The 12590-nt window shown below is 60.8% G+C and carries 13 protein-coding genes; 7 read left to right on the top strand and 6 right to left on the bottom strand.

Annotated elements, in window-relative coordinates:
* Window positions 1-325: 325 nt before the first annotated feature.
* Window positions 326-985, top strand: coding sequence for a cold-shock protein (locus tag GOB85_RS19550; RefSeq protein WP_277875812.1), 660 nt, complete (start codon window positions 326-328; stop codon window positions 983-985).
* Between the two features lie 395 nt (window positions 986-1380).
* On the opposite strand, the gene smpB is transcribed toward GOB85_RS19550, so the two are convergent.
* The 4 genes from smpB to GOB85_RS01215 form a co-directional block, all read right to left on the bottom strand.
* Entirely contained in the window at window positions 1381-1872 is a 492-nt protein-coding gene (gene smpB / locus GOB85_RS01200; protein WP_173575769.1) for an SsrA-binding protein SmpB, read from the bottom strand.
* Between the two features lie 4 nt (window positions 1873-1876).
* The gene (gene dapA, locus GOB85_RS01205) at window positions 1877-2770 is read right to left on the bottom strand and encodes a 4-hydroxy-tetrahydrodipicolinate synthase (RefSeq protein WP_173575770.1); all 894 of its coding nucleotides are present in this window, start codon (window positions 2768-2770) and stop codon (window positions 1877-1879) included.
* A 71-nt stretch (window positions 2771-2841) separates the two neighbouring features.
* On the bottom strand, window positions 2842-3702 hold the full coding sequence (locus GOB85_RS01210) for a prephenate dehydratase (protein ID WP_173575771.1): 861 nt from the start codon (window positions 3700-3702) through the stop codon (window positions 2842-2844).
* Window positions 3699-4445, bottom strand: a complete 747-nt coding sequence (locus GOB85_RS01215; protein ID WP_173575772.1) for a 3-deoxy-manno-octulosonate cytidylyltransferase — start codon at window positions 4443-4445, stop codon at window positions 3699-3701. Before GOB85_RS01215 ends, GOB85_RS01210 begins: the two co-directional genes overlap by 4 nt.
* 182 nt (window positions 4446-4627) lie before the next feature.
* On the opposite strand from GOB85_RS01215, the gene GOB85_RS01220 reads away from it, so the two are divergent.
* The 6 genes from GOB85_RS01220 (at window position 4628) to GOB85_RS01245 (ending at window position 10916) form a co-directional block, all read left to right on the top strand.
* On the top strand, window positions 4628-5182 hold the full coding sequence (locus GOB85_RS01220) for a c-type cytochrome (protein ID WP_242011196.1): 555 nt from the start codon (window positions 4628-4630) through the stop codon (window positions 5180-5182).
* A gap of 198 nt (window positions 5183-5380) precedes the next feature.
* Entirely contained in the window at window positions 5381-6865 is a 1485-nt protein-coding gene (locus tag GOB85_RS01225) for an FAD-dependent monooxygenase (protein WP_173575774.1), read from the top strand.
* A gap of 24 nt (window positions 6866-6889) precedes the next feature.
* The gene (locus GOB85_RS01230; protein ID WP_173575775.1) at window positions 6890-7033 is read left to right on the top strand and encodes a hypothetical protein; all 144 of its coding nucleotides are present in this window, start codon (window positions 6890-6892) and stop codon (window positions 7031-7033) included.
* A gap of 93 nt (window positions 7034-7126) precedes the next feature.
* Window positions 7127-7921 (top strand): histidinol-phosphatase, encoded by a 795-nt coding sequence (hisN, locus tag GOB85_RS01235; RefSeq protein ID WP_173575776.1) that lies wholly within the window; start codon window positions 7127-7129, stop codon window positions 7919-7921.
* Between the two features lie 220 nt (window positions 7922-8141).
* Complete coding sequence (gene serA, locus GOB85_RS01240; RefSeq protein WP_173575777.1) at window positions 8142-9395, top strand: phosphoglycerate dehydrogenase; 1254 nt, start codon at window positions 8142-8144, stop codon at window positions 9393-9395.
* Window positions 9396-9416: 21 nt separating this feature from the next.
* The gene (locus tag GOB85_RS01245; protein WP_173575778.1) at window positions 9417-10916 is read left to right on the top strand and encodes a YifB family Mg chelatase-like AAA ATPase; all 1500 of its coding nucleotides are present in this window, start codon (window positions 9417-9419) and stop codon (window positions 10914-10916) included.
* Window positions 10917-11405: 489 nt separating this feature from the next.
* Here the strand turns inward: GOB85_RS01245 and GOB85_RS01250 are convergent, their stop codons facing one another.
* Both GOB85_RS01250 and GOB85_RS01255 read right to left on the bottom strand, forming a co-directional pair.
* A complete protein-coding gene (locus tag GOB85_RS01250; protein ID WP_173575779.1) occupies window positions 11406-11585 on the bottom strand; it encodes a CsbD family protein in 180 nt (59 codons plus the stop codon).
* 196 nt (window positions 11586-11781) lie between these two features.
* A complete protein-coding gene (locus tag GOB85_RS01255; protein WP_173575780.1) occupies window positions 11782-12432 on the bottom strand; it encodes a DNA-3-methyladenine glycosylase family protein in 651 nt (216 codons plus the stop codon).
* Window positions 12433-12590: the final 158 nt, after the last annotated feature.

Raw genomic sequence — 12590 nt, forward strand, 5'->3', positions numbered from 1 at the left:
GACTGATTTTTCGCCTCTTCATTGCGAGAAATTCATGTGAACAGGGGTGCCATAAGCAAAAAGACAGTAGCTTTCTATCGACACCTTATGCTTTTCTCTTTTTGTCCCCGGCGACCAACCGGAAGCCCCGGACACCGGAATTCAAGGTTGAGACGATACGTACCGCGACAGGTGACCATTACGGGCGCCGCCTCCTCCCTCCCCGGATTTATTTCACAGGGCGACTTTTTCGCCATACCAGACCTCGGGATCAAGACCGTTGAGAAGTAACCGAACCGACCGCAGCTCCCGCTCCCCCCGCCGCGGCGGATTTGACGATGATTTCATGAGCACGCCCTCACCTTATGATCGCGGCAACTCGCCTTTTGGCGGCGCTGGCGCAGGAGCAGGTGGCGGAGATCGTGGTGGATATGCACCGCGTCGCCCCTCCAGCCCGCAGGTGATCGCCTCCGGACCAGAAATTGATGCCACCGTAAAGTGGTTCAACGGCGAAAAAGGCTTCGGCTTCGTCGAACTGGCAGATGGTTCGGGTGACGTATTCCTGCATGCGAATGCTCTTACCCAGGCCGGTCACGAAAGCGTGAATCCCGGTGCAACTCTTTCTGTCCGCATTGGCCAGGGCCCTAAGGGTCGCCAGGTTGCGGAAGTTCTCACGGTTGATGAGAGCACAGCACAGCCTGAGCGCCCGCGCTCACCAGGTTTCGGTGCCGGTGCGCCTCGCTCCGCGGGCTTTGGTGGCGGTCGTGCGCCTCGTCCGGCTCCGGACCTGTCCGGCGCGGAAGAAATTCGTGGCACCGTGAAGTGGTATAATGCCACCAAGGGCTTCGGTTTCATTACGCCTGACCATGGCGGCAAGGACATTTTCGTTCATGCATCCGCTCTTGAGCGTTCCGGCATCGGCTCGCTCAACGAGGGGCAGATGACGAACGTGAAGGTTGTTCAGGGCCAGAAGGGTCCTGAGGCTGCTGCTATCAGCCTCGACTGATCCTGACTTCATGATGGCGGTTTCTGATGAACCCGCCATTATCTGAAAAAGCCGCCACTCCCTGTTATGGGGCTGGCGGCTTTTTTTGTTGGGGTTGCCGGGGCTGCCTGATGTGTCTCTCTGGTGAGCGGGAACTTGGCTGGCGTGTGTTTTTGAGTGTCGGGAAGGAAATACGGGCTCTGGCCAGACCGGGAAAGGAGTGCTGCTTACCGCAGTCTGGCGCTTTCTCAGGGCTTTGCCCTGAAACCCACCAAAGGTCACAGACCTTTGGAAACCATTTTATTATCAACAGATTGGGGTGAAGGGGTCTGCGACCCCTTCCGGGTCCGGACAGAGCCCGGGCTTCCGCCGCCCCCTGGAAAGGTCTGCGACCTTTGGCAGGAGAGCGGCTGTGATTAGTCTTCGCGGCCTTTGTTCCGTATCAGGCGCGCTTTATCACGCTGCCAGTCACGTTCGGCGATGGCGTGTCGTTTATCGACTTTCTTGCGGCCTTCACCCAGTCCGAGCGTCATTTTGGCGATGCCGCGGGCATTGAAGTGAATGTCCAGCGGCACGAGGGCGACACCTTCCCGTGCGACCGCACCGAGGAGGCGTTCGACCTGTTTTTTATGGAGGAGCAGTTTGCGGGGCGCGCGGCTATCGAAACGTGACAGGACGCCGCCCTGATATTCGGGGATGAAGCAGTTGAAGAGCCACAACTCGCCATTCCGCTCGCCGGCATAGGCTTCGGCAATCTGAGCCCGGCCTGCGCGCAGGCTTTTCACTTCCGGTCCTTTCAGGACCAGGCCGGACTCGATGGTCTCGGTGATTGTGTAGTTGAAGCGTCCCTTACGGTTCTGCGCGGCAATGCCATGCGAGATCAGGCCCGTCTTGCGTGAAGATGCCATCGGTTCAGCCAGACAGCCCGACTTCCGCAAGCGCGGCTTTCACCGTCTCGCGGGAGGCTGTCGTCAGCGGTGCGAGTGGCAGGCGGCATGTTTCGCCGGCAAGTCCGAGCAGGGAGGCCGCGAATTTGGCCGGAGCCGGATTGCTTTCGCAGAACAGGGCGTCATGCAGAGGGAGCAGCCTGTCCTGGAGCGCGATGGCTTCGGCGGTGCGTCCGGCCTGCCAGGCGGCCTGTGTCTGAGCGCAGAGAGATGGCGCGATGTTTGACGTGACGCTGATGACGCCGTCACCACCGGCCGCCATGAACGAAATCGCGGTTCCGTCTTCTCCGGACAACTGATTGAAATACTTGTTACGGATTGCGTGGCGCACCTGAAGTGGCCGCAGCAGGTTGGCGGTTGCATCCTTCACGCCGATGATATTGGCGTGCTTTGCCAGACGCGCCATGGTCTCGACCGAGATATCCACGATCGAACGACCCGGGATATTATAGAGGATCACCGGGATGTGGATTGCATCGGCGACGGCGCTGAAATGCCGGTACAGGCCTTCCTGCGAGGGCTTGTTATAATAGGGCGTGACGATCAGGACGGCGGATGCGCCGGCGGCTTCGGCGTGTTTTGCCAGATCAATGGCTTCAGAGGTGCTGTTTGATCCGGCGCCCGCTATGACGGGCACGCGGCCGGCGGCGATGTGAATCGTCCGCGCCACGATGGCATGGTGTTCCTCATGGGACAGTGTCGGACTCTCACCGGTCGTTCCGACGGGGACCAGACCGGAGATACCCTCGGAAATCTGCCATTCGACGAAGCGGTCGAACGAGGCGAAATCGAGAGAGCCGTCCCGGTTCATCGGGGTAATGAGGGCAGTCAGCGCCCCCCTGAACATGGCTTCGGTCATGGTTTTCTTCTTGATGGTCCAATGGACAGACGTTTTTCGTTGCTTTGGTATGCCACGAATAAAGCTGACTGTCAGGCCACCCTGCCCGGCGTCCGGAGCCTGAACGGCGATTGCGGGTAGACTCCGAGGGTGCGGAACCGTTCGGCGAAGAATTCAAGCTCGGCGAGAGCCTGTTTCAGGCCGTCTTTGTCCGGCCTGCCTTCGACATCGAGAAGGAACTGCGTCGCGGCGAATGTTCCTTCGAGCATGTAGCTTTCAAGACGGGTCATGTTGACGCCGTTCGTGGCGAAACCGCCGAGCACTTTATAAAGAGCGCCCGGCACGTTGCGGACACTGAACAGGACCGTTGTCATCACCGGGCCTGATGCCGGGATGTCCGCGGGATGCAGGGCCATGACATAGAAGCGGGTGGTGTTATGGGCTGCGTCCTCGACATTTCGGGACAGGATGGTCAGGCCGTTGAGTTCGGCGGCGAGTTCGGACGCCACCGCGACGTCTTCCGGTCTGCCCCAGCCGGCGACCAGCTCGGCGGCTCCGGCTGTATCGAATTCGACGACGGGTGTGAGGTCGTGCTCTCTGATCAGTGTTCTGATCTGGCCCATGGCGACGGGATGGGTGTGAACGCGGCGTGCCTGTTCGACGCGTGCGCCGGGGATTCCCATCAGGCAGTGTTCCACGCGCTGGAAATGCTCGCCGATGATATGCAGGCCGGAGTCTGGCAGCAGGGCGTGAATGTCCGGCACGCGACCGGCGAGGCTGTTTTCGCAGGCGAGCATGGCCAGCGTCGCACGGCCTTCATGCACGGCTGCGATTGCGTCGGCGAATGTTTCGCAGGGCACGGTTGTCCAGCCGGGATAAGCCTGACGGCAGGCGAGATCGGAATAGGCGCCGGGGCGCCCCTGGAAGGCGATTGTATGCGGAGTGGCGGTCATGCTGACAGCCCTTCCAGTATCCGGCGTGCTCTGTCCAGATCTTCGGGCGTATCGACGCCGAACGGCGCTTCAGCGATCCGGGCGCATCCGATGGTCATTCCGGCTTCGAGGGCGCGGAGCTGTTCCAGCTTTTCGCGCTTTTCGAGCGGGGATTCCGGCAGGCTGACGAAGCGGGCGAGTGCTGTACGGCGCCAGGCGTAGACGCCGACATGGTGCCAGAGCGGGCCGCTTCCCCAGGGGATGGGCTGTCTTGAGAAATAGAGGGCGCGGGCGGTTTGTGCTGTAGCGGACCCGAAGGCGCAGGCGACTTTGACGACTGAGTCGGTGCGGGCTTCGGTGTCGGTCCGGATGGGGGCGACGAGGGTTCCGATATCGACGGCCGGGTCTTCGAGTGGGCGGAGGGCGGCGCGGAGGGTTTCCGGGTCGAGACCGGGGAGATCACCCTGGAGGTTGATGATGATCCGGCTTTCGCCGTGTGGGTCGAGCTGCTGTGCGGCTGCATGGACGCGGTCTGATCCGGAGGGAAGATCCGGGTCGGTGAGGACGGCTTCATACCCTGCCCGGCTGACGACGCTGGCGATTTCGGGATCTCCGGCGGCGACGATGACGCGGCCGGCTCCGGCGCGGCGGGCGCGTTCGGCGACGTGGAGGATCATGGGGAGGCCGGCGATACTGGCGAGGGGTTTGCCGGGCAGGCGTGTGGAGGCCATGCGTGCGGGGATGATGATGAGGGGGGTGGTCATGGGGTTGCGGGGTTTACCTGGTTCCCGGCGAGGGTTTGCCGGTGGCTTCACATGATGGGGCTGGCACTCTAGAAAAGAGCGGTATCTGAGGCAACTGCGCGGTGTGCGGGGGTTGCTGTGGCTTTTCGTTTTTGAACCGTTATGTTTCGGGCTGGCGAGGCCGGGGCGGCGGGATTTTCGGGATGAGCATGGATTTTCAGACGGCCAATCGTGGCGCTTTTGCATTGCTTCTTACGGTTGGGACGCTTTCCGTGTGCTGGGGTGCCGGAGCGGTTGTGGTTCCTTATGCGGTGCCGGCGAAGCCCGGGGTGGAGATTCCGGCTTCTCCGGCTGAGGCGCCCCCTGCCCCGCCTGTGGCTTCGGCTGTTGCTCCGACGGCTCCGGTTTCCGGGGCTGAGACTGGGACCGGAGCTGGGGCCGGGACTGGCGGGGATGTCGCGCATGGAGCGGCGCTGGCGCAGCAGAGCTGTGCGATGTGTCACACGCTGACGGCGGATGCGCCGGACACGGTAGGGCCTAATTTGTTTCATGTATCTGGTCGTAAGGTTGGCGGGAAAGAGGGGTATTCGTACTCACAGGCTTTGTCGGGGCATGGGGGGCAGTGGGATGATGCGACGCTGAATGCGTGGCTGACCAATCCGGCGGCGTTCGCGCCCGGGACGCGGATGTCATTTCCGGGGATTGCGGATGACAAAGATCGGGCGGATGTGGTGGCCTGGCTTAAGACGTTGCGGTGACGGGGCATGTTTTGCGGGGGCTGTTTTCGCCGTCATTCCGGTCATCGGAAGAGCGCCTGACCGGTCAGGAAGGCGGTCACCGGGAATGGTGCGGCCCATATACTTTTTGTCGCCGGCAGGAACAGCCTGAACGCATCCGGCGTTAATGTAAAAACAACTACCCCTCTGTCGGGACAGTTGTTTTTACGGACAAAAATCATGTCTAAGCCGGTTCTTATCGTCGGCGCTGGACCTGTCGGCCTGACCATGGCCGCAGAACTGGCCCGTTACCGTGTGCCCGTGAGACTCATCGACAGATTGTCGACGCGCACCACTCAGTCCCGGGCGCTGGCCGTCTGGCCCCGAACCCTCGAACTGCTTGATATGGCGGGCTGTGCGGATGCTTTCGTGGCCGCCGGGCTGCACGCAAAAGCCGTTAGTATCCACTCCGGCAACAGGGTTCTCGCACGCATCCCGTTCGGGACGATCGCCTCTTTCTTCAATTATCTGCTGATGATTCCGCAGTCCGAGACTGAACGTCTGCTGGAGGATCATTTTCAGATTCTTGCCGGCACAGTCGAACGGGAGACCGAACTGACGGATTTCGTCGACAGGAACGGGAGTGTTACCTGCACTCTCACGCATGCCGGAGGGGAAATTGAAACCATGGAGGCGGCCTGGCTCATCGGTTGCGATGGCGCGCACTCCTTCGTTCGGCGCAGACTGGGCGTTCCATTCGAGGGTGAAACCCTGCCAGCGGGTTTTGTCCTCGCCGATGTGCATGTCGCGGGTCTCACCGTCCCGCCGGACGAACCGGCGATTTTCTGGCACCCCGATGGGGCGGTCATGTTTTTTCCGATAGCGTCAGGCCGCTGCCGTATCATCGCCGATCTCGGATCGGTTCCTTTACATGCGCCTGATCTTGCGGAAATGCAGGCGCTTGTTAACCGGCGCGGTCCGGGCGGTGTCATCCTGTCCGATCCGGTGTGGTTGTCGGATTTTGGCGTCAATGAGCGCAGGGTCCGGGATTACCGCAAGGGTCGCGTATTCCTCGCGGGTGACGCGGCTCATATTCATAGCCCCGCCGGTGGCCAGGGGATGAACACGGGCATGCAGGATGCTTTCAATCTCGCCTGGAAGCTGGCGCTTGTTGAGCACCGGAAGGTTAGCGCGGGTCTGCTGGAGAGTTACAGCATCGAACGCAGCGCCGTCGCACGGCAGATCCTCTCGGATTCCGGCCATATGACCCAGGTTGCGTTACTTAAAAACCATCTGGTTCAGAGATTACGTAATTTTATCGTAAGGAGAATTTTTAGCATCCCGATGATCCGTCATGCCATTGCCGGTCGGCTTTCCGGCGTCATGATCGGGTATCCTGACAGTCCTCTCAACGCGGGCTCTGCCAGAGGACTGCACGGCCCGGAACCGGGGCAGCGGTTTGTTGCCGGGTGCGGCTGTCGGGGAGGCGATACGCCTCGCTTTACACTCATTGCCAGAGACGATGCTGAAGCGCGGGCCATGATCGCGCGTCATTCCACATTGCTAAAATCTGAAGTGTGCCAGCCACCGGATGAAAACGGCATCTGGCTGGTAAGGCCGGATGGATACGTTGCGGCTGCCGCGCAAAGCCGGGCCTGGGCGGTGATCGACTCAGCCCTGACGAGGATGGCAGGGGTGCTCGGGCCAGTCGCAAAACATGGCTGATGAGGACTTGCGGAATACAAATCCATGGCTTCCCGGGTAATCGAGGCCGGTGTCAGTGAGGATCTTCACTGGCTCGTCTCGGCTATTGAGGTAACTACCGGTTTCTCATACGGATCACCCGACGGCACGTTTTCCCGGCCAGACCAGATGCGTTTGCAACCGATATGATTAACGCAATAAAACGGTTTTTGGAGGCCTGCGGTCTCTGGCGGGTTTCAGGGCGGTGCCCTGAGTCGGGGGATACTCTGAAAGGCGCTTTTTGTGGCTCATGATTTTGATGTTCTGACTGAGACGGCGCTGGCTCTGGCGGATGTGGCGGGGACGGTGATTCGTCCTTATTTCCGTGTGCCGATCGGGAGTGATGACAAGGCGGATCAGAGCCCTGTCACCATTGCGGACCGCATGGCGGAGCGGGTGATGCGGGCGGTTCTGGCGGAGCGGCATCCGGAGCATGGGATTCTGGGTGAGGAGTTCGGGCTGGACAATGAGGGGGCTGGCTATCGCTGGACGCTTGATCCGATTGACGGGACGCGGGCTTTCATTACGGGGCGTCCGGTTTTCGGGACGCTGATTGCGCTGACTTATGATGGGGAGCCGGTTCTGGGTGTGATTGACCAGCCGGTGACGGGTGAGCGGTGGCTGGGCGTTGCCGGGCGGCCAACGCTGTTTCGTTCGGCGGCGACGGGGGTCATGCGCCCGATCGGGACGCGCCGGTGCGCGGTCCTGGCGGATGCGGATCTGTCGTGCACATCCGTTGAAATGCTTGAAGACGCGCCGCGGCAGGTCTGGGGCAGGCTGAAAGACTCAGTAAAACGGGTCAGCTGGGGTGGCGACTGCTATGCCTACGGGCTTCTTGCCATGGGCTATATTGACGTGATTGCCGAGTGCGCGATGAAACCCTGGGACTGGGCGGCTCTGGTGCCGGTTGTCGAGGGGGCGGGCGGGCGGATGACGGACTGGAATGGCGATCCGCTGCGTGACGGGGGGGATGGCACTGTTCTTGCTGTCGGCGATCCGGCGTTGCTGAACGATGCCGTGAAATGCCTCCGCGCCTGACGGCGCTCTGCGTTGCATTCCGGCGGCCTCTGATTTCCGCCTGTCGGGAAACGTGCTATGGCACCGGTCCCGCGATCAGGCTCGTTCTCAGGTAGCCGGGGCCGGGCGTGCGCGCTCCGGACTGCGCGGAAATACGCCAGCCTTGCCTTCCGGCAGGCTCACTTTCAACCGGGCCGGGCCAGCAATGCCGGGACCGCCGTAACTGCTACGAGCAAACTGAATGATTCCACATCTGTCTCTGCCGAAGGATAAAATCCGTATTCTGCTTCTGGAGGGTGTGCATGACAGTGCCGTCGCTCTTCTGAAAGCGAGCGGCTATGAGAATGTGACGCGTCACAAAGGCGCTCTTGAAGGCGATGCGCTGCGCCACGCGCTTGAAGGCGTTCATGTCGTCGGCATCCGGTCGCGGACGCAGCTGACACGAGAAGTCATTGAGGGTGCTGACAGGCTTTTTGCGATCGGCTGTTTCTGCATTGGCACCAATCAGGTGAATCTCGACGCGGCCCGCGAGGGGGGCGTTCCGGTTTTCAACGCGCCGTTCAGCAATACCCGTTCAGTGGCCGAACTGGTCATGGGCGAGATTGTGATGCTGATGCGTCGTATCTTTCCGCGTTCTGCTGGCTGCCATGAAGGCCGCTGGGACAAATCGGCGACGAACAGCTGGGAAGTGCGCGGCAAGACGCTGGGTATTGTCGGTTATGGCTCGATCGGGTCGCAGCTTTCCGTTCTGGCCGAAGCCTTTGGCATGCGGGTGCTTTATTACGATGTGATCGACAAGCTTGGTCATGGAAACGCGATGGCCTGTGACACGCTGGAAAATCTGCTGGCTGAGAGTGATGTTGTGAGCCTGCATGTGCCGCAGCTTCCGACGACGGCGAATATGATCGGTCGTGAGCAGATCAGGCAGATGAAGCAGGGATCGTTCCTGATCAACAACGCGCGTGGCAATGTGGTTGATCTGGAAGCGGCGGCTGAGGCTCTGAAATCCGGGCATCTTCTGGGTGCGGCGATCGATGTGTTTCCGAAGGAGCCGAAGGGTCCGGGCGACCGGTTTGTCTCGCCGCTTCAGGAAATCGACAACGTGATTCTGTCGCCGCATATCGGCGGTTCGACGGCTGAGGCGCAGGAGCGGATTGGCGTTGAGGTCGCCCGCAAGCTGGTGGAATATTCGGATATCGGCTCGACGCTGGGTGCGGTGAATTTCCCGAGCGTGCAGCTTCCTCAGAGTCCGCGTGGCACGCGCTTCATGCATGTTCACCGCAATGTTCCGGGGATCATGTCGAAGATCAACGAGCTGTTTCTGCGTGAAGGCTGCAATGTCACGGCGCAGTATCTGCAGACGGATGGCGAGATCGGTTATGTGGTCGTTGACGCCGAGACGGCAGGCGACACGGACAAGGACAATCGCCTTCTGGAGATGCTGCGTGATCTGGACGGCACGGTTCGGGCGCGTCTGCTTTACCAGGGCAGCTGACGACCGGAGTTTGCGGGCGCGATGATTAACACGCGCGTCCGCGCTTTCACATTTTCGGGCATTGAGGCCATTCCGGTCTGGGTTGAAGTCCAGATTGCGAATGGTCTGCCTGCGTTTCTGATTGTCGGGCTTCCTGACAAGGCGGTTGGCGAGGCCCGGGAACGGGTTCGGGCGGCGCTGACATCCATGGGGCTGGCGCTGCCGCCGAAGCGCATTCTCGTCAATCTTGTTCCGGCGGACCTTCTGAAGGAAGGCTCGCATTTCGATCTTCCGATTGCACTTGCGGTTCTTGCCGCGATGGAAATCGTGTCGATTGAGGAACTGGGGCGATATGCGGTGCTTGGCGAGCTTTCGCTGGATGGCCGCATCAATCGTGTTGCCGGTGTGATCTCCGCTTCCATGGCCGCGGCCACCATGAAGCTCGGGCTGATCTGTCCGGCTGTTCAGGGGACCGAGGCGCTTTTTGGCGGGAGTCGGGATATTCTGCCTGCGCCGGATCTGACGACACTGGTCAATCATTTTCGTGGTTTGCAGATTATCTCGCCGCCGGAGTTTTCGCCGGATCACGAACTGCTTCCGGCTGGCCCGGACATGGCGGATGTCAAGGGCATGGAGGTTGCACGCCGGGCTCTTGAGATCGCGGCGGCTGGTGGTCATTCGCTGCTGATGTCGGGGCCGCCGGGGTCGGGCAAGTCGATGCTTGCCGCGCGGCTTCCGGGGCTTCTGCCGACTCTCACACCGGACGAATCCCGCGAAGTGACCCGGATTTACAGCGCGGCCGGGCTGATTTCCGATGACGGACCGCTCCGGCGGCCGCCCTTCAGGGATCCGCACCATTCGGCCAGTCAGCCTGCGCTGGTGGGTGGCGGCGCGCGTGCGAAGCCGGGGGAAATCAGCCTTGCCCATCGTGGTGTGCTTTTCCTTGACGAGCTGCCGGAATTCTCGCGGCAGGCGATTGAGTCGCTGCGGCAGCCGCTGGAAACCGGGCAGACCACGATTGCGAGGGCTGCGGCGCACATCACCTATCCTGCGCGGTTTCAGCTTGTCGCGGCGATGAATCCCTGCCGCTGCGGGTATCTTGGAGACGCGTCCCGCGAATGTCGGAAAGCGCCGCGCTGCGGAGAGGATTATCTTGGCCGCCTTTCCGGCCCGCTGCTGGACCGGATTGATCTCTGGGTCAGCGTTCAGCCGCTGTCGCCGCTTGATCTGATGGTTGCGCCGGCGGGGGAGAGTTCTTCGGTGATTGCGACACGTGTTGTCACGGCGCGGGTTCAGCAGCATCTGCGCGGGCAGTCTGAGCGGAATGCCGAGGCGTCCCCGGATGGTTTCGATCTGGATGCTGAGGCGAAGGCTGTGCTTGGAGATGCGGCGCGAAAACTGCGTCTTTCGGCGCGTGGATTTACGCGGCTGCTTCGCGTGGCCCGGACGATTGCCGATCTGGAGAGCTCGGAGCCTGTTCAGGCGCAGCATGTTGCTGAAGCGGTGAGCTTTCGTCACCGGAGTTATACCGGCGCGAGCTGAGGCTGACACCCGGGGCGGGGTTCTGTCGTTATCAGGTGCCGACGCATTCTCAGGCCTTTGCACGTGATGACCATCAAGGGTCGCAGACCTTTGGAAAGGCTCTGTTGTCGTGACGTGTTTATCTGTGATTTTTCAAAGGGTTAGCAGAATCCGGGCTCTGCCCGAACCCGGCAGGGACCGCAGGCCCCTGCACCCCGATTTATTTATAATAAAATGGTTTCCAAAGGTCTGTGACCTTTGGTGGGTTCCAGGGCAAAGCCCTGCGAAGGAGCCAACACTTAACGACAACAGAGCCTTTGGAAACCGGCCTGTTACTCAACAGATTGGCGTGAAGGGGTCTGCGACCTTTTCCGGGTACGGGCCTTTCTTCATGACGGTCAGTTTTTGTGCGGGCTGGTATGACACCGGCATCTGACAGACCGGACAAACAAAAACGCGGGACCGGTTAGCCGGCCCCGCGTTTTCGGGAAGTTTACCTGACGGGAACCATCAGACGTCGTTGATGGTGCCTTTGACCTTGCCCTTCAGGTCTTCCGCGTGGCCTTTGAGCTGCTGGGCCTTGCCTTTTGCCTCAAGCTCGGTGTCGTTTGTGGCTTTGCCGATAGTTTCTTTGGCGCTGCCTACGACTTTATCGCCTGCGCCTTTAAGTTTGTCGGTAAATTCACCCATTGTGGTGTCCTCCTGATACAGGGTCCGCCGTGACGAAGGCCCTTTGCATAAGAAACGTATGCGGGGCGCTCAGGTTCACAGACCCTGATAAAAAAACGTCTCATGACGCTGTTTCAAAAGTTTTTATGCGGTGTGAAGATCCTTCGCAGGAGGGATGACCGGTATGTGTTTCCGGGCGCCTGGGCGGAGTGGTCTTTCAGCCTGTGACGGGATTTTTGCCGGATGGCCCCTTCCCTTCTTCGGAGGCGCGCCAGAGATACCACGCGGCGACGGAACGCCAGGGTGAGAAGCATGCGGTGACCTGGGCCAGCTGGCGGGGCCGCAGCCGGACCTCCTGACGTTTCAGTTTGCGCCAGCCTTCACCGATGCCGAAATCATCCACTGGCATGATGTCAGGTTTTCCAAGTGTAAAGATCAGCAACATTTCCACGGTCCAGCGACCGATTCCACGGAGGCTGGTCAGGTGCGCGATCAGGTCTTCATCGTCCATGGCTTCTGCCCCGGCCCGCGATGGCACGATGCCGTCGAGACGCGCCTGAGCGAGGCCCTGGACGGTCACGATTTTCCGTGCGGAGAGGCCGCAGGCCCGCAAGGTTTCGAAGGAATATGAGAGGAGTTCGCCGGGTGACGGGCAGCGATCGTCCGACAGGGCTTTGAGTCGCCCCAGGATCGCGGCGGCGGCACGGCCATGGAGCTGCTGATAAAGCACGGCTCTTATCAGTGCTTCGTAAGGCTCGCCTGTCTGATCGGGCTCCAGCCGACATCGTCCGGTTCGCTCGATCAGGGCCGCGAAATCCGGATCGGCCGCGGACAGAAAATATTCCGCAGGGTGAGGAGAAGCTGTCATCGGCGATCATGCTCCGATACCGGAAACCGGGACAGAGCTATCTTCATCGGGCGACCTGTCATGATTGTTTTTTTCCTTCATGCTGGCCGCTACACCCGGTAGACGCTATCACATGACCGGGACCACTACTCTGAGCCGGAACGGGCGACCTGAACGAT

This window comes from Acetobacter fallax (assembly GCF_011516735.1).
Classification (GTDB): Bacteria; Pseudomonadota; Alphaproteobacteria; order Acetobacterales; family Acetobacteraceae; genus Acetobacter; species Acetobacter fallax.